At 68.9% G+C, this 21707-nt stretch carries 18 protein-coding genes; 9 read left to right on the forward strand and 9 right to left on the reverse strand.

The window, feature by feature from the left end:
- Positions 1-254 precede the first annotated feature (254 nt).
- The 3 genes from ACIP4P_RS23955 to ACIP4P_RS23965 all read left to right on the forward strand — a co-directional run bounded on the left by ACIP4P_RS23955 (position 255) and on the right by ACIP4P_RS23965 (position 3107).
- Positions 255-1061: a D-alanyl-D-alanine carboxypeptidase family protein gene (locus ACIP4P_RS23955; RefSeq protein ID WP_400921478.1), complete on the forward strand. Its 807-nt coding sequence runs from the start codon at positions 255-257 to the stop codon at positions 1059-1061.
- Positions 1062-1665: 604 nt separating this feature from the next.
- Positions 1666-2643: a LysR family transcriptional regulator gene (locus ACIP4P_RS23960; protein WP_400921480.1), complete on the forward strand. Its 978-nt coding sequence runs from the start codon at positions 1666-1668 to the stop codon at positions 2641-2643.
- Positions 2644-2825: 182 nt separating this feature from the next.
- Positions 2826-3107, forward strand: coding sequence for a transposase (locus tag ACIP4P_RS23965; protein ID WP_400921484.1), 282 nt, complete (start codon positions 2826-2828; stop codon positions 3105-3107).
- A 170-nt stretch (positions 3108-3277) separates the two neighbouring features.
- Here ACIP4P_RS23965 and ACIP4P_RS23970 read toward each other — a convergent pair whose 3' ends face one another.
- The 3 genes from ACIP4P_RS23970 to ACIP4P_RS23980 form a co-directional block, all read right to left on the reverse strand.
- Positions 3278-3892: an ATP-binding protein gene (locus ACIP4P_RS23970; RefSeq protein WP_400921486.1), complete on the reverse strand. Its 615-nt coding sequence runs from the start codon at positions 3890-3892 to the stop codon at positions 3278-3280.
- Between the two features lie 651 nt (positions 3893-4543).
- Positions 4544-5716, reverse strand: coding sequence for an alpha/beta hydrolase (locus tag ACIP4P_RS23975; protein WP_400921489.1), 1173 nt, complete (start codon positions 5714-5716; stop codon positions 4544-4546).
- A 206-nt stretch (positions 5717-5922) separates the two neighbouring features.
- Entirely contained in the window at positions 5923-6981 is a 1059-nt protein-coding gene (locus ACIP4P_RS23980) for an alpha/beta hydrolase (RefSeq protein WP_400921491.1), read from the reverse strand.
- A 2375-nt stretch (positions 6982-9356) separates the two neighbouring features.
- On the opposite strand from ACIP4P_RS23980, the gene ACIP4P_RS23985 reads away from it, so the two are divergent.
- Entirely contained in the window at positions 9357-9599 is a 243-nt protein-coding gene (locus ACIP4P_RS23985; protein ID WP_400921560.1) for a GNAT family N-acetyltransferase, read from the forward strand.
- Here ACIP4P_RS23985 and ACIP4P_RS23990 read toward each other — a convergent pair.
- A complete protein-coding gene (locus tag ACIP4P_RS23990; RefSeq protein WP_400921493.1) occupies positions 9562-9711 on the reverse strand; it encodes a hypothetical protein in 150 nt (49 codons plus the stop codon). The two genes, ACIP4P_RS23985 and ACIP4P_RS23990, sit on opposite strands and share 38 nt — an antisense overlap.
- A 375-nt stretch (positions 9712-10086) precedes the next feature.
- On the opposite strand from ACIP4P_RS23990, the gene ACIP4P_RS23995 reads away from it, so the two are divergent.
- On the forward strand, positions 10087-10584 hold the full coding sequence (locus ACIP4P_RS23995; protein ID WP_400921495.1) for an ATP-binding protein: 498 nt from the start codon (positions 10087-10089) through the stop codon (positions 10582-10584).
- Between the two features lie 77 nt (positions 10585-10661).
- Here the strand turns inward: ACIP4P_RS23995 and ACIP4P_RS24000 are convergent, their stop codons facing one another.
- The 3 genes from ACIP4P_RS24000 to ACIP4P_RS24010 are packed head-to-tail and all read right to left on the reverse strand — an operon-like array spanning position 10662 to position 13328.
- On the reverse strand, positions 10662-11183 hold the full coding sequence (locus tag ACIP4P_RS24000; RefSeq protein WP_400921497.1) for a LysR substrate-binding domain-containing protein: 522 nt from the start codon (positions 11181-11183) through the stop codon (positions 10662-10664).
- A 42-nt stretch (positions 11184-11225) separates the two neighbouring features.
- Positions 11226-12152: a D-alanyl-D-alanine carboxypeptidase family protein gene (locus ACIP4P_RS24005; protein ID WP_400921499.1), complete on the reverse strand. Its 927-nt coding sequence runs from the start codon at positions 12150-12152 to the stop codon at positions 11226-11228.
- A 57-nt stretch (positions 12153-12209) separates the two neighbouring features.
- Positions 12210-13328, reverse strand: a complete 1119-nt coding sequence (locus tag ACIP4P_RS24010; RefSeq protein ID WP_400921500.1) for a glycoside hydrolase family 3 N-terminal domain-containing protein — start codon at positions 13326-13328, stop codon at positions 12210-12212.
- Positions 13329-13796: 468 nt separating this feature from the next.
- Here ACIP4P_RS24010 and ACIP4P_RS24015 point away from each other — a divergent pair, with 468 nt between their 5' ends.
- Positions 13797-14321: a lytic transglycosylase domain-containing protein gene (locus tag ACIP4P_RS24015; RefSeq protein WP_400921502.1), complete on the forward strand. Its 525-nt coding sequence runs from the start codon at positions 13797-13799 to the stop codon at positions 14319-14321.
- 452 nt (positions 14322-14773) lie between these two features.
- Here ACIP4P_RS24015 and ACIP4P_RS24020 read toward each other — a convergent pair whose 3' ends face one another.
- Positions 14774-17554: a SpoIIE family protein phosphatase gene (locus tag ACIP4P_RS24020; protein WP_400921505.1), complete on the reverse strand. Its 2781-nt coding sequence runs from the start codon at positions 17552-17554 to the stop codon at positions 14774-14776.
- A gap of 195 nt (positions 17555-17749) precedes the next feature.
- On the opposite strand from ACIP4P_RS24020, the gene ACIP4P_RS24025 reads away from it, so the two are divergent.
- The 3 genes from ACIP4P_RS24025 to ACIP4P_RS24035 all read left to right on the forward strand — a co-directional run bounded on the left by ACIP4P_RS24025 (position 17750) and on the right by ACIP4P_RS24035 (position 20665).
- Complete coding sequence (locus tag ACIP4P_RS24025) at positions 17750-18277, forward strand: transposase (protein ID WP_400921507.1); 528 nt, start codon at positions 17750-17752, stop codon at positions 18275-18277.
- A gap of 1020 nt (positions 18278-19297) precedes the next feature.
- Positions 19298-19621: a hypothetical protein gene (locus ACIP4P_RS24030; RefSeq protein WP_400921509.1), complete on the forward strand. Its 324-nt coding sequence runs from the start codon at positions 19298-19300 to the stop codon at positions 19619-19621.
- Positions 19622-20176: 555 nt separating this feature from the next.
- Positions 20177-20665: a TetR/AcrR family transcriptional regulator gene (locus ACIP4P_RS24035; RefSeq protein ID WP_400921562.1), complete on the forward strand. Its 489-nt coding sequence runs from the start codon at positions 20177-20179 to the stop codon at positions 20663-20665.
- Positions 20666-20718: 53 nt separating this feature from the next.
- Here ACIP4P_RS24035 and ACIP4P_RS24040 read toward each other — a convergent pair whose 3' ends face one another.
- The gene (locus ACIP4P_RS24040; RefSeq protein WP_400921511.1) at positions 20719-21549 is read right to left on the reverse strand and encodes an alpha/beta hydrolase; all 831 of its coding nucleotides are present in this window, start codon (positions 21547-21549) and stop codon (positions 20719-20721) included.
- Positions 21550-21707 lie beyond the last annotated feature (158 nt).

Raw genomic sequence — 21707 nt, forward strand, 5'->3', positions numbered from 1 at the left:
CTGGCCCGCAGGGTCGGTTGTCGCGCAGGTGCCCAACTCTTTGCTCTACAGCTCTGTCGACCACGCCGGTCGCACACCGAAGTCGAGTGCGTAGCACCGCTGCCGAGTGCCCTGCGAGTTGGGGCGTGACCGGCAAGTGGGCAAGCCAGGGCTCTGATAGATCCGGAAAGGAGACGTGATGGCCCGCAACCTCATGTCCCGGAGATCTGTCCGGTTCAGTACGCGTCCTCGCCCTGGCGGCCGCGATCGGTCCCGTGCCCGTCCTGCCGGATGTCGACCTGAAGGCCAAGGGCGCTATCCTGATCGACGCTACCGACGGTCGGACCTTGTGGGCCCAGGGCTCCGGAGCCGCCCGGCAGTTGGCGAGCATCACCAAGATCATGACTGCGGTGGTCGTGCTGGCGCGGCCCGGCGCCGACCTCGACCGCCAGGTTACCGTGGAACAAGCCCATGCCGACTGTGTCAACCGCGAACACGCGAGCAGCGCGGACCTGCGACCAGGCGACCGGCTCACCGTGCGCCAGTTGCTCTACACGATGCTCCTCCCATCGGGGCGCGACGCGGCGTTCGCACTGGCGGACACCTTCGGCACCGGTCTCACCACGATGGACCGGGTTCGTTCCTTCATCGGGGCAATGAACGACAAGGCCCGTCAACTCGGACTGTCGAGTGCGCAGTTCAGCTCCTTCGACGGCGTCCTCGGGGCAGGACACGACACGGCCACACCGCAGGACGTTGCCGCACTCGCCCGTCACGCGATGAGGGACGCCACGTTCCGGATGATCGTGGAAACAGCGAAGACGGAGCAGGAAGCGCCAGCTGGCAACGGCCGCACGCGCCGGTACGAGTGGAAGAACACCAACGTCCTGGTCGGCACCTACGAGGAGGTGCTGGGAGTGAAGACCGGGACGGGCCCGAGATCGGGCAAGTGCCTCGTCTTCGCGGCACACTGGGGCGATCGGACGGTGCTCGGCGTTCTCCTCGACGACCGGGACCGGTACGACGACGCTCGGAAGCTGCTCACCTGGGCAAAGGGCGAGAACGGTCCGGTCGGAAGGTAGGCCTTCGAGCCAGTGCACCATTTCCTGGAGAATTCCGTGTCGGCTGTTCCGGAAATCCAATTCAGGAAATCCTGGAGCGGGCCGCAAGGTTCGACTTCCATGCGGTGCGGCCGTACCAACCAGATCTGCTGTCGTTCCCGGCGGGAGAGACCGGGATCGTCGGGAACGACAGCAGAGGCGCCGGGCCAAGCGGATTCCCGGCGGTCAGAGCCAGCCGAACGCCCCACCGCGCCCGACCGGCCTCACTTCCTCGCCGACAGGGTTTCGCCCTCGGCGAGGTGTGACCATCTTCGCTGATGACCGCCGGTGGCCGCGGGGCCCATGCAGAAGAGGTCACGCACCTCAGCCAAAGGTCCGCTGTCCCCGGTGGGGAAGGTCGAAGCCTTGATCGACTACACGGGAGATCGGCGCGCCAACATGGGGCAAAGGTCACTTCTCGCGGAAAGCCGGCACGTGTGAGAATCAATCCAGCCGGCCATTTCCAGCGTTGCCCGCCGCCCGCAAATCGACGACTCCGGGCGGACCCGGGAGTTCTCCCGCGCGGGAGCCATGGACTCGGACGCAACGACCGAAGAACAGCATCGAGATTCATGGTGGTCTCAGAATGATCAATCCGATTCACGTCCGCACATTGAGCGAGGTGCTGGCCACCGGCTCGTTCGCAGAGGCGGCCGGCAAACTCGGATACACCGCGTCCGCGGTGTCCCAACAGATCGGTTCACTGGAACGCGCGAGCGGGCTCGTGCTGTTCGAGCGAGGCCCTCGCAGTGTGCGGCCGACCAGCGCGGCGCTCGCACTCGGACAACAGTGTTCCCGTTTGCTCAACGAACTGGCAGCGCTGGAGAACGAGGCGCGCGCGCTGGCCTCGGGCACGCGCGGAATGCTGCGCTTCGGAAGCTTCCCCACGGCCCTGGCCGTCCTCGCGGCGCCAGCGCTGGCCCGGTTCGCGCAGAAGTGCACCACTGCCGACGTCACGCTGGAGGAGGGTGAATCCCCCGAACTGGTACGGCTCGTGACCTCGGGCGAATTGGACGCGGCGCTGGTCTACGCCTATGACAGGGTCCACCATCAGTGGCCGCAAGGGGTAGTGGCGGTGGAACTGCTGCGGGAGTCCCTGTTCGCACTGATGCCTCCGGGAGACCCCGCTGCTCAGGCCGAGCGGCTGCGTGTCGCGGATCTGCGCGGCCGTGACTGGATCACCAGCAAGGATGACACCGCAGGCGCTCGGTCGATGGCCAACTTGTGTTTCTCGGCGGGGTTCGGCCCGCAGGTGGCCTTTCGCAGCAACGACTACAACGTCATCCGAGCGATGGTGCGGGCGGGGCTCGGCGTAGCACTGATTCCCGAACTCGCGGTCACCGACGAACTCCGGCCCTCCGTCCGCCTCCTACATGAGGCCTCGTGCGCGCGGCGGACCTACCTGATCCGACGCACGGCAAGCGCCAACCCGCTGGTGGCCACGATGGAGGACGCTCTCAGGAGGGCCTCCATCGCCTACCGGCGCCTCCGACCCTCACCGTGGGGAGCACCGGAGAACACGTCCGAGTCGGCCTCCAAGATCGACGTCCGGACCAGCGCCTGACGGTGTTCAGCGCGACATCGAGGCACCGGGCGCATTCGAGCAGTCTGACGCCCTGACCGAGCAGGCCGTGGACCTGCTGACACCGGCTGCGGGACTGGCACGAGGCGGTGGTGTGGGACCGGCTGCACCAGCTGCTCCCCACGGAGTCACACCGTGCCTACGAGTCGGCCTGGTCGTGGGCGGTGATCGACGACTCGCACCGCCAGGCCCGTCACAGCGGCCCACAACAGGACCGAGCCCGGTCGACCGCTCGACCGGGCTCGAAGCACCATGTGATCACCGACGGCCGCGGCACTCCGCCGGTCATCCCCCCGACAGGTGGCAACCGCCACTACGACACCCAGCTTCTGCCGCTACTCGACACTGTTCGCCGAGTCCCTGGCCGGACCGACCAGCCACGTCACCGGCCGCGACAGCCCTTCGCCGACCAGGGCTACGCTTCGACAAGTACCGCCGCCTGCTAAGGCCCTCCTCAAACCGGCCTGCTGCGCGACCACCTACCGCCGCATCCAAGCCATGTGTCACCTCCTCTTACTCGTTCGATTCTTGAGGTCCGTGCTACATCCCATCCGTTCCGTACGGCGGCGCTACACCGACTGCCTGCGCGTGGGGCGGCGGCCGCGCGGCCGCGGAGTCAGCCGCCACCACGCTTCACGTCATGCAAGGTGCGAATGAGTTCGCGCAACACAGCCCCGGTGAACCCACTCAACCGGGCGTCACCGAAGACGACCGGGACTTCGGCCGACAGGTCCAACGCGGACCGGACACCGACGATCGAGGGAACCACCGCTCCTGGGAACACATTGACGGCGACGACGAACGGCACCCCACGCTCCGCCAACACCACGACGGTCTCCCAGCCGGCGTTCACCCTGCAAGCGTCCACCAGCACGATCGCGCCCAGCGCGCATGCACACAGTTCGTCCCAGAAGGAGGTTGTACGGTCCCTTTCGCAGATGCCGAACAGCAGGAGCAGTATCTCCTCATCGATCGCCATCCTCCCGAAGTCCACAGCGACCGAGTACTGGGCCGGTCGAACGGATCCCACCGAGCGTCCGGGTCGCTCCCGCGCCCAGGGCAGCGTCTCCCGCAGCACCAGAGGGCGGATGTCACTCACCGAATCGATCAGGGCCGTCTTGCCGGCACCGGTTCCGCCCACGACGAGCACCGCCACAGCCTTGACGAATGAACCGGGCGATGGATCGCCGGCCTCCGAGCCGTACGTCGCTTTCCGATCGATGAAGTCCATGCACCATCTCCAGTCGGTGTGATCAGCGCCCCCTACCACAGCCCGGGTCCCATCCGGCGCTGTAGTTCACGCCGCCCGGTCCCCTGCCTCACCTGTGCGGCTTCCAGTGGCCACCGGGACCACGGAGGCCGCACAGGCGCCGGGCGGGCACGGAGCTGGCCCCGCGAACGGGGCTGTCGACGCGACCGTCGCATGATCGGACCAACAGCCCCGCCCTCCTCACCTGTGGTCGGGGTATCCACAAGGCGAGGTGTGATCATCTTCTCGGCTTGACACTGGCAAGCGCAGCATCAGATGGGCGCTATCCAGTACCCGTCAGGTACGGATCGTCTGTTGCTGGCGGAGAATGGACGGACCGGCACGGGAGACCGGAAGCACTTCGTCGCTCGCCGCCCCAGCCCTTGACAACCCATCACCTCTCGACTGCCGGTCACTTGAGAGTCCGGGAGTCGGCGCGGACGAAGTCCGGTTCGCACCCCGGGTGAGCCGAGCGCCTGTCCGAAGCCGGCCGGGTATGCCGGCCCAGTCCAAAGACCGGTGCTCGGCGTAGTCCGGACGCATGGGAAGGGCTCTTCGATCGATGTCATGCCCGACCGGAGAGAGCCCGGTTGAGGCCGTCGCGAGCGGTGCTCCGCCACATGGACTGGGACATCAACGAAGCGGGATGATGCCGGTCAACCACTTGAAGATTGGGACGACCTGCGCTCCCCAAGTCGCGGAGGTGTGCGGGCCAGGGGTCTCCACCGGGGTCACGGTGGTCGGACTCTTCGCTGCCCGCTTGAGGGCGATGCCGTCCTCCAAACCATCGCCGCGCTTGCCGGAGACATAGAGCGCGACGTTCGGCGGGGTCTCGGCATGGGTGAGGATGTACAGCGGGTTGGCGGTCTGCCGCATTGTCGGATCCGCTCCGGTCAGTGAACTCGGCTCACGGGCCGGATCGTTGTAGCCGGACATGCTGATTGCCGCCCGGTAGCGGTTGGGGTGGGTGAGCGCGAGGCGCAGAGCGCAGTGGGCGCCGGCGGAGTAACCCGCCACGGCCCAGCGGTCCGCAGCGGTGTCAGCCCGGAAGTTGTCGACGATCATCTGCGGAACGTCCCGGGAGAGCCAGGTATCGGCGTTGACCTTGTCGGGCACGTCGGCGCAGCCGGTATCGGCGTTGCTGAGGAGCTTGACCCGCGGCGCGACCAGAATGAACGGTGTCACCTCACCCGTCTTCATCAGTGGTTCGAGCCGCGCGATCGCGTTCATCGCGCCGCCGAACCAGGCGGTCGCGGATCCGGGGTACCCGGCGAAGAGCTCGACCACGGGGAATTTCTTGTCCGTGTAGGCCGGGTCGTTGTACTGCGGGGGCGTCCAGACCAGTACCTCGCCCTCGACCCCGGAGAGCCTGCCCTTGAGCTCGGTCTGCTTCACGCTTCTGGGCACGTCATTCGAGTCGGGCCCACGGAAGGACTGCGGCACCTTGGGTGTGGGCCTGCCGGACTGGCCTCCGGGGACGGCGCTAAGAGTGGCGGCAAGGCCCTCGTCCTTCGGAGGCACAGGTACAGAACGGACGTGGCTGGAGGTACCCAGCAGGTCGCCCCAGGAATCGTAGAGCTGGTTCTCGTCATTGACGATCACGAAGATCATCGCCACAGCAGTGGACTGGCAGAACAGCAACCTCCCGAGATGCGAGAGCGCGCGCGGCAGCGTGCGCTGCCTCTGGTGCAGCCGGGGTGACCTGAAGAGGAGCCCTCTGCCCGACCAGTGCGCCATCGCCAGCACCAGGGAAGCGGCAAACAGGACGCCTGAGAGAATGAGGACGGGAGTGCCGGTGAGGTTCATTGCGTTGGTGCCGGTTTCTGTGTCGGCTGGGCATGCTGCCCGGTCACATGGGGTTAACGTGGAACGGCTCGGTGGCCGGTTCCTGAGGAAGGCCTGGGAGGCGATGGCCGCCTTGGTGAGGCGGCCCGGGTCGGCCCGGTCCAGTTGGCCGACACGGCCGTCCTGACCGGAACCACCTCCGTCGGGACGTGTGGAACAACGGCTCGTCAGTCGGCCGTCGGGCCCGCCAGGTTGGCGGAGAGCCACTGCAGGGTGCCCGGGATCATCTTCTTGAAGTCCGAGGTGAGGTGCTTGCCACCGGGCTGCTCGTAGTACTGGATGGTCACCGGAGCGACGGCCTTGGCGACCCAGCTCTTGACCACATCCTTCTCGTAGCCGTTGGCCCCGCCCGCGGTGACGTACATCTTGACGTCGGCCTTGCCCTGGGTGATCAGCAGGTTGGGGTTGTTGGCCGCCTTCTCGGCGTCGTGGCCCTTCCACAGCCCGGAGTCCGGGATGAAGTACCCGTCGATCGGCACCGCGGCCTTGTAGACGTCCGGGTACTGCAGCGCCATCTTGGCGCTGCAGAAGCCGCCGGTGGAGGCGCCCATCACGCCCCAGCTGTCCCGGCCCTTCAAGGTGCGGAAGTTGGCGCGCACCCAGGCCGGGATGTCCTCGGCCATCCAGGTGCCCATCTTGGGCTGGCCCGGGATGTCGGAGCAGTCCAGCGCGTTCTTCTCGTCGCTGTTGAAGTTCTGCACCGGCATGATCATGATGAACGGGTGGGCCTTGCCCTGCTTGGCAAGCTGCTCGTCCACCTCCTGGATCGGCAGCTGGTTGTCGGTCCAGGTGTTGTAGCCGTTGCTCTGGCCGCCCGCGTAGAGGGTCAGCACCGGGAAACCGGTCTTGGCGAACTTGGGGTCGTTGTACTCGGGCGGCAGCCAGACCCAGACCTGACCGGTGACGCCGGACTTCGCGCCGGCCACCTTGGTCATCATGATCGGACCGGCACCGGTGCCCCGGACCTTCTTCAGGTCGGCGGCCGGGCCGGTCGGCATCATCACCTTGCCGTTGGCCGGGGTGGGCGGCTGCTCGGCGGAGGGCGTCCCGGCGGCGCCGCTGCCGCCCGCGGTCGGGCTGCCGGTGGTCACCACCGGGCTCCCGTCGGCCGAGGAGCCGTTCCCCTTCCCGCCGTCGGAGCCTCCGCAGGCCGCGAGCGAGGCGGCCAGGGTGAGCACGGCGGCGCCGGTCAGAACGGCACGGGAACGGGACGACTGCCTAAGCACGGTGAGGACTCTCTCTGACGATGTCGCACCCGGTCTGCCTGACCGAGCGGTGGCTCCTCGATGAGCCAGGGCACGACGGTGTGCCATCCCCGGAGCGGCCGCACGCCAACTTCCGCGAAGACCTGCTCCAGTGCCAAGGCGAACACCGCCTGCCGTCTTCCGGGGACTGCCGTGAGCGGCTGCGGCACCCCCGAAAGACGAACCGGCGCTTCGGCCCACACACTGTTCGGCACGAGCTCGCCTCGCCGGAAGGAGAAGAGAGTTCTCCGCCCGACAAGGCACACCACACCGGACGAGCCACAGCGACTGGCGAACCGGGCCGTAGCGTGGACAGCCCTTCCCTGAGTTCACGATCAAGAGGATGGTTCGCTGGTGAACGACACAATTTTCACCGCATGCCGCCGACGCTCCGCAGCCCTATGGCCAACAGCTGGCGACCCTCGGCGATGGATGATCGATGGCTGGGGCTGAGCCCTCCTGCCCCCACTACGTTCTGCACAGCAGTGGCTGGTACGACGGTCGAGGCCGGAGCCGAACAGCCGAGGCACCGGTCATCTCCAGGCCGCCTGCTGGCCCCCGGTGAGGGTGTCGCCTTTGCGCGGCCCGTAGCTCATGAGGTCCTTCGCGGCCGGCGGTAGCCGCCGGGAGCCGGGATACCGCGAGGCCCAGCGGCAATCGCCGGCCGGATCCAACGAGCGGCCGAGGAGCGCTCCCGACCTCACGCCCCGGTGCGGCTCCGGTGACCGCAGCTTTCTGCCCGCCTCCGGCAACAGCTCCTCGTAGAGTCCGGGGCAGAACCTGCTGGGCCTCTTCCCCTTCGACGACCGACGCGACCAGGCCGGCGACACCTTCGTACCGGACGCCTCCACGCACGCCGACGTGGCGTTCGCACAACCCGACCGAAGGCGGTCGCGGCGATCCACGCGAAGCTCGGGTTCAGTGCCCACCTCGACGCCATCGCCGACCTGCCCCGGCTCCCCGACGCCATCCGCGACCAGGCCCTGCTGAACCTGCAGGACCTCGTCCAGGGCGAACGCATCGCCAAGCACCCCGATGGTCGGTTGGAAGGCCGCACAAGGTCTACCTCGGCGTCGGCGACCAGCGGGCCAGCCACCGCCTGGGCCGTACCGGCCCCACCCGGCCGACCGGTCTTCTGCCCTGTGGACGGAGCCCGCGTCCGCGCCGCTCGCGCCCAACCCGTGCGCTCCGCACAGGCCGGTGGCTCCGGTCCCGCCTGCACCACCACTTCCCCCTGCGTCGCCCCCAGCGCCTCCGCCTGAAAGGCCCGAAGGTGACCCCCACGCACGCCGACCTCGCCGTCATCCAGTCTGCGGGGCTCCAGGTTGAACTGCTCACCGCCCTCAGGCGGCAACCTACGGGCAACTCGACAAAGTCACCATGTCGGCCTGCCGATACCCCCGAGACCCTGTGTACACCCCCTCGTGAGTGACAGCAGAACTTCGGCCGAGGTGCGCGAACCCTTGCGCATACGCGGTGCGACCAGCGGCGACAGTCGGGGACGATGGTCACACCTCGCCGGGACTACGGTCCGGTCGGCGGCGAGGACCGTGGGACCGGTGCGACGTGGTGGGTGTCGACCGGATCCGGCCGCCGGTGAACCTCCGCCCGGCGCGCCCGCCGTCGTTCCTGGTCTTCCCTTGCGTGTGACCGGGAACGGCGGCGGCCCCGGAGCGTGGACGGCCCGAACTCGTGAGCCTCTGAACACCCCCCCGCCCACCCGGGCCTTCGCCCAGGCGAGCAGCGTCCTGGCGTCGCCGTACCGGTTCCGGTCGTCGGGCAGCGCACCGGTCACCGTCCGGCCACCCCAGTGCGCCGCAGAGACAGGGCAGGCCCCGCCCCCTTGGTCGACACACAGTGAGCCGGTCGCCTGATCGCGGGTCCGCGCTGCTCGCGTGTCCGCGCTGCTCGCGTGTCCGCGGTTGACACAGTCGATGACTCCCGTGCGGTTCCGGATTCCTGGGCCCACATCGTCAGGCCGTCGGTTACGTCGATCAGGGCGACACCCTCGACCTTCAGGCCAACGAACGACTGCGGCAGCGCCCCCGTGGCAGTGGTTCTTGTGAATCGGGGACGATAGGACGGGTGTCCCTGGGTTGGTTGCGCTTTCGGTGTTGGCTGGAGGTGTCCCGGGGCCGACCCGACATCACCGGCCACAGTCCGACACCGTCAACCCCCGCGCGTCGGGTCGTCGAGCGCACGAACACCCGGATCCACGGCTTCCGACACCCGCGGATCCGCTGAGACATCCACGAAGCCCTCCTCAAACCAGCCTGCTGCGCGATCACCTACCACCGCGGCCAAGCCCTGCGTTGCCTCCATAAATAGACCGTTGAGACGGATGCCGGGCAGGGATGATGACGCCGACAGGGTCCGGTCCCACGGGCCGCGAGGCCTTGGACGGCGAGACGGTCTGGATCAACTCGATCACCGTCGATGACCCCGACCACCGGGGCCACGGCCACGCCACCCGCCTGCTGGAAGCCGTGCTCGCCCACTGCCACGGCGTCGAGGCCGGCCTGGTCCGGCGGCGCGGGGTGCGCCGAGCTCGGGGTCGGCCGCTCAGCACTGGGCAGGTGAGCCGACCCCGTCCATGTTGAGTTCGAGGCGCTCCTCGGCCTGCTGACCGTCCCGCTGGACGGTCACCTTGTACTCGCTCCGGAGCTCCCTGGGGATGACGGCGGTGCAGACGGTGTGCGCCACACCGTCCACCGGACCGAGTGCCCCTTCCTGGCCGGGAAATCCCGTCCCTGACAGGACAGATGATCAACCGACTCCCCGTTGGCCATCAGGATGACGGACCCGTCGTTCGCGAACAGGCTGCAGGTCGCCCCGCGGTGAGACGGCGGTGACGCCGGACAGCGCCCGGGCCCCGGCGGCGTCGGCCGGGAGCGCCGCAGTCGGCATCGACCCCAACAATGGAGTGGGCCATGGGCTTCGGACACGCGCCCTCGGGCAAGCGGTCCGGGGGCCTCGGCCCGGCATGCTGGGGTGAAAGCCATCTTCCCTCCACCCCCTTCTCTCGCAGAGGCACGGCTGACCACTGACGCCGTCCGCAGGTGGAGGCGATCTCATCGGAGTCCACCCATGACCGCAAACACCGGCCCGCTCCGGGTCCACCGGCTGTCCTTCGGGGCCGATCCCGAGAACCGAGTACGGCTCGCTGTCGAGGCTCGGAGGGAGGTACGGAGTACGGCGGCCCGGTGGGGAGTCGCAGGTGAGGCGCTGAACGACATGACCTCGATCGCGGGTGAGTTGCTCGCCAATGCCGCCGAGCACGGCGGACCAGGACAGCCTCGTGCGACGCTCAGCCTGGAGCCCGCTGAACACCGTCTGCACATCGAGGTTGCCGACGAGTGCACCAGGTGTCCCGCTGTCACCGCCCGGATCGGGGACGACCAGGCCGAGGAAGGCCGAGGCCTGCTGATGGTCGATGCCCTCGCCGACGAGTGGGGAGTCGACCGTTCCGCGACGGGAAAAGTCGTCTGGGCCGACCTCCTGGACGTTCCGGTCGCCGAGGAGGCCGTGACGGAGAGCGCCGGGCCGGAGGAATCGGTGGCACGATCCCGGGATGTCTCCGCCTGAAGCGACTCGTCGTGCCTCCCCTCGCCGAGGCGGTCGGCCGAGCTCTCCGCGGGTGCGGGGGGCTCGGCCGACGGTCACTACGGGCTGTTCGGTGCGCGGGTCGCTGGAGTGGGCCCAGACGGGTTCACCATGGTTGTCCAGCGTGAGGGCCGACGGCGCCGGTAGGAGCCGGTCGCTCGCACGAGGGCGTCTTCGAACCGGGTCACCAGCGGGTTGGTGCTCGAGGTGCGCCGGATCGTGTAAACCCGTCGTGCGCACGAGGGTTCGTGCAGGAGACGGGCAGCGGGGCGCAGTTCGTCCGTGCCCGCGAGTTCGGGGATCAGAGCCACGCCGAGTCCTGCCTGCACCATCGCGCGGATGACGTTGTAGTCGTTGCTGCGGAAGACCACCTGTGGGCCGAATCCCCCGGAGGAGCACAGGTTCGCCATCGAGCGCGCGCCCGCAGTGTCCTCGTGACTGGTGATCCAGTGGCGGCCGCGGAGATCTGCCATACGGACCTGATCGGCCTGCGCAGCGGGGTCTCCCGGCGGCAGCAGGACGAACAGTGACTCCCGCAGAATTTCCGCCGCCACCACCTCGGGAGGCCACTGCTGGTGCACTCTGTCGTAGGCGTAGACCAGTGCCTGCGCGGGGCCGTAGGTCTATATGCCACCCGGGCCTGTCCACACCTTCGCCCAGGAGAGCAGCTTCTCGGCGTCGCGGTACCGGTTCCGGTCGTCGAGCAGCACGCCGATCACCGTCCGGCCGCCCCAGCTCGCCGCGAAGACGAGGCACGGCCCCGCCCCCTTGCCCGTCCCGGTCTTCACACCGACCACACCCTCGTGCGTGCCGACCAGTCTGTTGGTGTTCTCCCAGGAGTAGTAGCGGATACGGCCGTTGCCGGCCGGCGCCTCCTGCTCGGTCTTCGCCGTTCCCACGATCGCACGGAACGTCGCGTTCTTCATTGCCTGGCGGGCGAGTTCGGCGAGGTTCCGTGGCGTGGTGAGGTTGCGGCCGGTTTCGGCGACGCCGTCGAAGGAGCTGAACTCCGTCTCCGACAGGCCGAGATCCCGGGCCTTCTCGTTCATCGCCCGGACGAAGGAGCGGGTGCGGTCCGTCACGGTGATACCGGTGCCGAAGGCGTCCGCGAGCGCGAACGCCGCGTCGCATCCCGACGGGAGCAGCAGTGCGTACAGCAGTTGACGTACCGTCAGTCGGTCGCCGGGCTGCAGGTCGGCGCTGCTCGCATGTTCGCGGTTGACGTAGTCGGCGTAGGCCTGTTCCACGGTGACCTCCCGGTCGAGGTCGGTGCCGGGCCGGTCGAGTACGATCAGGGCGGTCATGATCTTGGTGGCGCTGGCCGGCTGTCTTGCGGTTCCGGGGTCCTGGGCCCACATCGTTCGGCCGTCGGCTGCGTCGATCAGGACCGCGCCTTTGGCTTTCAGTCCGAAGAGGCCGACCAGCGACGGCGGCAACGCCCCTGCGGCAGCGGCGGCCGGTACTACCAGGAGGAGGGTGGTGGCTGCGGAAATGGACCTGGTGAAGCGGCGACGGAGAGGCACGGGTTTCCTCGGGTTGGTTTCCGGCATCGGGTCAAGGGTTCCGGGACCGGTCCGTCGGCGGTTGCCGTTGCCGGTCCGGGCGGTTCAGCTCAGTGACGTCCGCAGTTCGTTGATCCTGGCGAGGGACTCGTCGAACGACCGACGGTCCAGCTGTCCGGCTTCCATGGCTGCCGCGAGCGCTGCGCCGGCCTGCTCGGCCTGCCGCGGGTCCTGTGCCGAACACAGCAGCAGGTCCATTCCGGCGCCGGCGGCAGCCACGGCCCGGGCGCCGGTGTCACCGACCCGCGCGAGGGCGCGGGCTTCGAGCGCATCGGTGACGGTGACCCCTCGGAAGCCGAGGCGGTCCCGAAGTTCCGCGCCGACCACGGCGCGTGACAGACCCGCCGGCCGGTCGGGGTCGAGGGCCGGATAGACGGCCCAGGAGAGCATCACCAGGCGGACCCCGGCGGCGATGGCGGCGCGATACGGTTCCTCGCCGTGCTCGCGCAGCCGTTCCAGCGGAACGGCAAGTGTGACCGGGCGTTCATCGGTGTTGTCCTCGCGCTCTGCACTGCCCAGACCGGGGAAGTGCTTCGCCGTGGCGGCCACGCCTCGAGCCTGCTGGGCAACGACGAAAGCGCGACCCAACTCGGCAACCCTCAGCGGATCCTGGGCGAAGGAGCGCTCGAAGCGGTCGATGAAGTTGCCGGGGTGGTCGAAGACGTCCAGGACGGGTGCGAGGTTGACGTTCAGCCCCACGTCGCCGAGGGTGGCCGCCGCGGCGGTGCCCTGGTCGGCGCCGGACTCGGTGCGGCGGGCGGAGGTCTCGGGCCCGCCGGGCAGGCGGCGTACCGGCCCGCCTTCCTGGTCGGTCATCAGCAGCAGGGGGCGGGCGCCCGGCGCCTCGGCTGCGGCTTTCCTCAACCGGCGCAGGGAACGGATGAGTTGATCACGACTGCCCACGTTGTCCCGGAAGATGATCACGCCTGCGGCATGGCCGCGCCGAATCATCGTCAACACCGCCTCCGTCGGCGACAGTCCTCGGTAGGAGAGCACGACCCGGCCTCCGGCGAGCCTGCGGGACTCGGGGCTTGCCGTGGCGGTCCCCCCGGAGCCGGACAGGTCGGCATCCGGTACGACGGACACGGGGCCGATCACGGCTGCCACAACAACGAACACGGAGGCGAGGCGGGCACTCCTCCGGGCCATGGCGAAGCGGGCCAACACGGCTCCTCAGAGTTCGGGGGAAGGGTCGCCGGGCATCCGACAGCACCACGGCGCGCAGGGCACCCGACTCGGATGCTGCCCGCCCACCATGGTCCGCGGAGCGTCGGGGAGTACAGGGGCGGAGGGCAAGGAAGCGAGCACCTGAGCGCAAGCCGACGGCGCCGCCTCGGAGCACGTTCGGCGGGATCGGCCTCCGCGCGCACGAGGCAGGTCAAAGCAGTCTGATGGTCACGGCAATGAGCCCTGGGGCATGCGGGGGTGAGCGGGCCGTCCCGGCGCTCCACGATGGACGGGACACACACCGCCTACGCGAAGGAGGGCCCTGTGCGCTGGAGGTTGCTACCGGCTGCGAAGAGCAGGCCGAGCGCTACCGGACCCGCGGAGCAGCCATCTGCCGGCTCCCGGAGCACGACCGGATGCGGACGTCGCCAGGTTTGGGCGGCCTTCGCTGCAACCCTTGCACTGATGGCCGTCCTGGTGATGCAGTGCCTGAACCCGAGCGGTGCCGGACGCCACGTGCCCGTCCCGCGCCTGCCGGCCGATTTCGTGCCGCTGGTCCTCTCGGCCGCGAAGACCTGCCCCGATCTCACCCCCTCGCTGCTGGCCAGCCAGCTCTACACCGAGTCGCGGTTCGATCCGCTTGCCGTCTCCCCGGCAGGGGCCAAGGGCATCGCGCAGTTCACCCAGGACGCATGGAACGAGTTCGCTTCGGAGGACGGCAGCCCCGACCCCGGGAAGGACGTGTTCAACCCGGCGCACGCGATTCCGGCGCAGGCCCGGTACGACTGCCACCTTGCCCGCCTGATCAGGGCGATCCCGGGTGACCGCACCAAGAACATGCTCGCCGCCTACAATGCGGGACCGAGTGCCGTGAAACGCGCCAACGGTGTGCCACCCTTCCGGGAAACCGTCGCGTACGTCGCCAAGGTCCAGCGGCATACGGCGGACTTCAACTACCTCGACGAGGCCACCGAACCATCCCTCCCGTGACCGCGGCCGGCGCCGGACCGGCGGGCTTTCGATCACCACCTACTGATGACCCATCAGAATGGTCGTCAAGAAGTCAGTCGCAGGTCAGCACACCCGTCCACGCGCTTTCAGGGTGATGGTGGGAAGCTCTGGTTGCCCTCGGTCGAGCCCCGTCGTAGCCGTGGACTTCACCGAAGCGAATTCCCTTCTCCCATATGATCCGCCGCCACATCATCTGGCAGAACAAGAACGCGCCGCCGATGAGCACCTGCGCACGGTCTTGGCCACGGCACATGCCGCCTGAGGCTCAGTCGTCCACCTCGTCCTCGGCTGGCAGCTTGTCCACCTCCTGAGGTGGGACCGGGATACTACGGTCCACAAGAGTCGCCAGGCACCTGATCCCGGTCCTGATCCCAGAAGCCACAGTTCAGCCCACCGGTCCCAGTGCGCACAGAACGCCAGCGCTCCAAGAGTTACAGCGGCATCGCATCGAAGTGGAACTCGGGTACGGTCAGCGATTGCTCGGACCAGATGACCTTGCCCCGGGCCGTGTACCTGGTCCCCCAGCGCTCGGCCAGCTGGGCAACGAGGAACAGGCCCCGCCCGCCCTCATCCGTAGTGGCGGCGTACCGCAGGTGTGGAGCAGTGCTGCTGCCGTCGGAGACCTCGCAGACCAAACCGGTGTCGCACAGCATGCGAACGCGGATGGGGCCGGTGCCGTACCGGATGGCGTTGGTGATCAGTTCACTGAGGATCAGTTCGGTGGTGAAGGTCAGCTCTTCCAGACCCCAGGCGGTGAGCTGGTCGGCGCATTCCTTCCGGATGCGGGAGACGGCGGCGAAGTCGTCGGGTACGTCCCAGGCGGCCACGTGGGAGGGGTCGAGCAGCCGCGTGCGGGCGACGATGAGCGCGATGTCGTCGCTCGGGTGTGGTGGGACCAACGCGGCGAAGACGTCCTGGCAGGTGTCGTCCGGGGACCCGTCGGTGCGGACGCCGGCCAGGGTGGCACGGAGTGCGGCGAGTCCGCTGTCCAGGTCGCGGTCGCGGTCGGTGATGAGTCCGTCGGTGTAGAGGACCAGGACGGTGCCGGGCGCCAGCTGGCGCTCGGTGGTTTCGAAGGGCAGACCACCCACGCCGAGTGGTGGGCCGGCGGGCAGGTCGACGCTCTCCACGCTGCCGTCGGTGTGTAGCAGCGCGGGCGGTGGGTGACCTGCCCCTGCCATGGTGCAGTGCCCGGAGACCGGATCGTAGATCACGTACAGGCAGGTGGCTCCAGTGACAGTCGCTCGCTCGCCCTGGCCCTCGCCTTCGGAGTCGCCCCCTCCTGCGGCTGGCTCGCCCTGGTCAAGCCGGGCGACCAGGTCGTCAAGGCGTGCGAGCAACTCGTCCGGGGGCAGGTCGAGGGCGGCGAAGTTGAGCACGGCCGTGCGCAGTCGGCCCATGGTGGCGGCGGCGTGCAGACCGTGGCCGACGACATCGCCCACGACCAGCGCCACACGAAAACCCGGCAGCGGGACGACGTCGAACCAGTCCCCGCCGACCCCCTGCTGCGCCGGCAGGTAGCGGTAGGCCACCTGTAGGGCGTTTTGCTCGGGCACTCCGCGGGGCAGCAGGCTGCGCTGCAGCGCCTCGGCCATCTGGTGTTCACGGGTGTAGCGGCGGGCGTTGTCGATGCACATCGCCGCACGCGCGGCCAACTCCTCGGCGAAGGCGACGTCCTCCTGCCCGAATGGTTCGGACTCCGCACGCCAGAAGCTGACCGTGCCCAGGGTCAGGCCGCGCGCTCGCAGCGGCGCCGAGATCAGCGAGCGCACCCCGTACGCGAGCACCCGGTCGGCGGTCCGCGGGTCGCGCTCCCGCCAGGCCTGCGCCTGGTGCAGATCGGCGGCGAGCAGGGCGCGCCCGCTCCCCATGGCGGTCTCTTCCGGTGTGCCGGGCAGCGGACTGATCTGCGAACCCACCGGGTAGAACGGCCAATCCTCGCGGATGCCACCGGCGGCCACCCGGCGGATCTGCGGGGCCCGCGCCATCCCTGTCCCCAGCAGCGGCTCGTCCCCCTGGAGCACCGCCTCGGCCAGCTCGACCGTGACGAAGTCCGCGAACCGGGGAACCGCCACATCCACCAGCTCCTGCGCGGTGCACACCACGTCCAGGGTGGTGCCCACCCGAAGCCCCGCGTCGTACAGCAGCCTCAGCCGGGCCCGGGCCGCCTCCGCCTGCCCAGCCAGCGCCCGCAGCTCCGTGGTGTCCCGCAGTGTCGCAACACTGCCGGCACCGCCGCCGAACGGCGCGGTCGAACGGCAGTTCACGGCAAGCAGCCGGTCCTCGGCCAGGTGCACCTCGTCGGTGGCGGCCCGCCCAGACCCCAGCAACTCGGCCAACCCGGGATCGAGTCCCAGCTCGGTGACCGGCCGCCCCTCCACCTCGGGCGGCAGCGCCAGCAGCCGCCGGGCCTCGTCGTTGGCCAACAGCACCCGTCCGCCCTCACCGACGATAAGCACACCCTCGCGCACCGCGTGCAGCACCGCGTCGTGGTGCTCGTACATCCGCGTCATCTCGGCCGGGTCCAGGCCGTGCGTCTGGCGGCGCAATCGCCGCCGCACCAGCACCGCCCCACCCGTACCCGCAGCGAGCGCTGCCGCCGCGCCACCGAACAGCACCGGCAACTGCCCGCTCACCGCGCCGACCGTACTCTCGACAAAGTAGCCGACCTGGACCAGCCCGGCGACCGAACCGTCCGGCCTGAGGACCGGCGCGCTGGATTCGACATCGTGTGACAGCGGGTTGTTCATGATCACGGTGACGGGCCCCTTCAGCTCTCGCTGCAGCGGGCCGTAGATGTGCTGTCCGATCAGCTCGGGGTGGCCGCTGGAAGCGTAGCGGGTCCCATCGACACCGGCGAACACTACGTAGTCGAAGCCGCCGTTGTCCTTCACCTGCACGGCCAGCGGCTGCAGCACCGCCGTCGGGTCGGCGCTGTCCATGGCGCTCACCACCGTGGGAACCTGTGTCAACACGCTGGCTGCCGCGCGCGTGCGATGCTCCGCATCACGCGCGGCATAGCTCCGGGCCTGCAGAATGAGCGCCGCCAGCGCGGTGGCGACCAACAGCACCACCACGACCAGCAGCCACAGGAACACCTGCCCGGCGACACTGCGCACCCCCAGCCACGAGCCCGACTCGCCCCGGGCGGACCGCTGTTCCTCCGGTCCACCCGGTCCCGCGTCCCCACGGGTATGGCTCACTCCGTACATCCAGGCCGTCCCCACGCATCCGGATCATGACCCCTCTACGCTGCCACTCGGCCCGGGAACGCGCCCACATCCACGACCAGCACCCGATCAGCATCACCCTGGTGGCCGGACGGAACGTGTGACGTCGCCTAGTGCCCGGGGCAGAGCGGGCCGTCGACCCGGTCTGTTCGGCGGTGTTCATCAGACTGCGTGTACGTGAAGCTCCGTGACGGCCAGGTCGCGGACCGGCTCATCTACGTAGCGCCGGCAGTCACGGTCGAAGGCACCTGGGACATCCTCAGGTTGTGGGCTGCCGACGACGGCGAGGGCGCGACGTACTCGCTTCACGTGCTCACCGAGGTCAGGATCCGCGGCGTCGAGGATGTCCGCATGGTCGTCTGCGAAGGTCTCAGGGGACTGCCGGACGCCATCGGCGGGGTCTGGCCGACCGTCACCCAGAACTGCATCGTCCCCCCGATCCGGGCCTCGTTCCGCTACGCGGCCCGCCAGGCCTGGGACAAGATCTCCAAGGCCCGCAAGCCCGTCTACAGCGCGCTCACGAGGACACCGCCATGGAGCGGTTCACGAAGTTCACCGAGGCCTGGAGCGGGAGGTACTCCGCGATCGTGCGGTTCTGGGAAACGCCTGGGCCGAGTTCGTGCCCTTCCTCAGCTCCGACATAGAGGGCCGCCGGGTCATCTGCACCACGAACGCGATCAAGTCCGTCAACGCCCGTATCCGTAAGGCCGTCCTCCTCCCCGGCGAGGCGCACCGGACCGTTGACCCGACCCTTTGCCGACCCGCCTTCGCATCACGGTCAGTCACCGCCAGACGGACACCGCACTCACCGGGCACCCCCAGTTCCCCCGGAGCGTCGCCACCCTGCGCGAAGCCGGCGTCCAGGTACTGCTCGGCGAAGGAGGCTTCGTCCCGAATGCTCCCGGCCAGGGACGACCGGGGGCATACCCGTGGGACACCGCCCTCTCGGCCGTCGAAGGCGTCCACCCGCCCACGTTCGACAGGCTTGCGTAGTTCCGTCGTGAGAATGCCCGATGACCCTTCCGCCGCAATACCGGTCGGTGGGCCCAACCGAGCTCTCCCCCAAGAGACCTGCGGCACAACAGCGTTCGGGATTCTCGGAGCCGGACGGGGACAGCCACCACTACGTGGCAGATCCGACAGCGTCCTGTTCATCGACGCGCCGTGGGGGCTCGGGCGCCTGCGCAGCGACATCCCCGGCCACATCCGCCGCGCGCTCGCCGCCCACGTCAAGCCGCACGTCCTCGACGCCGGCCCCGCGCTCGCCCGCGCCACCCGCGTCCTCGTTCCCTCCACCGTCATACGCGACGAACTCGCCGACTGGGGCCCGCGCAACCCGTGCGTCGACGGCCCCCGCCCTCGCGTGATCGCCCAGAAACTGCCGGCGACGTCGCCCGCGCCGAGGGCGTCGGAGCGCAGTTCACCGGTCGGGCCGTTCGGGTTGGCAGCGCCCTCCCGGTGCCCGGTCCGTCCTGGCGGGGGCGGCTGCTCTGGGGTGATGGCGGCGGCCCGGTCGCCGTTGTCGTCGGGCGGGGCGACGAGGCGTGCGCACGAGTGTCTCCTGGCGGCCGTGATCCGCTCGGCATGAATGACCATCAGTTCCCTTTGGCCTCACCCGGCAGGGTTCTTGTTTATGACACGTAGTCAGGCCATCGGCTTCCCAAATAGATTTACCAGAGGAGTTGCTTTGCCAGCACTTCTGACGGTCCATCCGAAGGGATTGATATGCGAATCAAGGCTTTCTCGGTTGCCCTCACGGCAGCCATGGCAATAGGCGCTTCGGCGCCGCTGGCCTACGGGGTCGACGTTATCCAGGAGCACAACTCCATCAACTGTCGCTTCGGTGACGGCGAGGGCGAAAAGCAGAAGTACTGTGACGCCCTCGCAAACAAGCCGATGTCCGAAGTGGCCAAGAACTGCCTGGTCAAGGCGGGGATTGGCGGCGCGGTAGCGCTGGTCATCGGCAGGGTCAACGCTACAGAGGCCCGGAAGCTTGCCATTACTGTCGTCGCGACCGGGGCGGGCGCCTGCCTGAACTCTCTTAGCTGACCAAAGACAGGGAAAACCCATGCGACAAAATATCATTGCATTTGCAATGTTCGCCGCATTTATGCTCTCGGTCAATAAGATATTCAGTCCACCTTTCTGGGGTCAATTGGTTATTGTCGGCGCATCCTCGGCCGTAACTGCAGTCATCATCAACTTCATGGATCGAAGAAGCAAATAGAGATGCACCGTTCAAGGAATCCTCCCGGGGGCGTGGATTTCGAGGACGGCTTGGGCCGCCCGATCCGGGATCGTCGCCGCCAGCCGGTGACGATCCCGGTGTGCCGGTAGACGATGTCCAGGTGTGCGGCCGGTCGGTCGGTCGGCTTGACGGCCGGGTGCCTCATCCGAGTCGCCCGGCCGTCGCGGACCTGTCCGCTGACGGCCGGCGCGTCCGGCCTCCCCTTCTTCCACCACATGGCTGATGCAGTTAGCGATACTATTGCGACACTAATGCGATACTTATCGCATCAGACTGCACAGCTACCGGGTAGACTGCACCCCGTGAGAGCTGATGCTGCGCGAAACATCGAAGCGGTGCTGACGACGGGGGCGCGGATACTGGCCGCGGACCCTGGTGCGAGCATCGCCGCCATCGCCGCCGAGGCGGGCGTGGACCGGCGGACCGTCTACCGGCGCTTCCCCTCGCGGGAGGAGCTCCTCGCCGCGATCTACGCCGCCCGCCTGGACGCCGTCGAACAGGCCATCGCCGACGCCCGCCTGCGCGAGGCCCCCGTCACCGTGGCCCTGCACCGGTACGTGGAGAACATCATCGAGGTCAACCGCACCTGGCCGGTGGACCTCGCCCGCATGCTCGCCGACGAGGAGAGCCGCAGACGCCGCGACGCCTCCGTCGCCGAGGTCGACGCCTTCCTCCAACGCGCCACCGGCGAAGGCCTGCTCCGGTCGGACCTCCCCCAGGGCTGGGTGGCGGCCCTGCTCCCCGAGATCATGCGCCTGGTGGCCCGCCAGGTTCCGGACCTGGCGGCCGGGCCGGCAGCCGACCTGGTCGTCGACACCCTGCTACGGGGGATCGGATCGCCCTGACGCAATGCCGGCAGCACCCCGGGAGCCCGCCGAGCCGGGGCCCGTGGAGCTGATCAGCGGCCCGGGACGACGGGCCGGACGCCTCGTTCATCGAGCCAGCCGAGGACGTGGTCGGCGACGGACCGCCAACCGCTGTCGATGACCAGTGAGTGGCCCCGGTCGGCGAACTGCTTGAGGTCCGTCATCGCGGCGGAGTCACCGTACTGCTTGTACACCGCGCGGGTCACCCGGTCGGGCACCAGCAGGTCCTCCTGTCCCGACACCAACAGCAGCGGACCACGCGCCGCGTTGCCGGTGCCCGCCAGAGCACTCGGATGCCGAGGGCCGCCCCCGCATCCGAGGTCGTCGAGCAGACGGCGCGGGACCGGCACGACGTATCTGTCGTACAGCCGCTCGGCCTCCTCGTTGCTGACGGCGTTGCCGAAGCTCTCGCGGAAGCGCTCCGGGGAGAGCAGGACCGCAGCGCCAGCGGGCTCGTCGGCGCCAGCGGCGGACCAACAGCCGTGAAGCGCAACCTCGTTGACGGGCGTCGGTGCGATGGCTACCGCCGCCTGTCCGAGGCCGACTCCGACGAGGTGCTGTGCGATCAGCCCGCCGACCGAGTGCCCGACGATCACCGGTGGGACGTCGAAGGAGCGCACGAGCTCGGCATGGTGTTCGGTCAGGCCCTGCAGACCGAGGGCGGGGACCAGGTCCGGGCGCTCACGTGCCTCCCGCGCGGTGGCCGCTTCGCCCGGCCAACCCGGGGCGTGCGTGCGGTAGCCGTGGCTCGCGAAGCGCGCTGTCCAGGACTCCCATGACAGCGCGTGCAGCCACGCGCCATGGACGAAGACGACGGGAGTACGGATCACAGCGGTCCCTCCGAGCATGATGACGACCTTCACCGGTGTACGGCGACCACCTCAGCGTCGCGGAGGCGGCCTTCGGCGGGATCGGTCGAATGACTGAAGTGACCGGGTGCAGACGCCGGCCCGGCCTCGGTCCCGGGCACGCGTGCGGCCGACGCAACGCCCCGGCCCGCACCCCTCGGTGGGGTGCGGGC

The sequence above is a fragment of the Kitasatospora sp. NPDC089509 genome (assembly GCF_044749365.1).
Lineage (GTDB): Bacteria > Actinomycetota > Actinomycetes > Streptomycetales > Streptomycetaceae > Kitasatospora.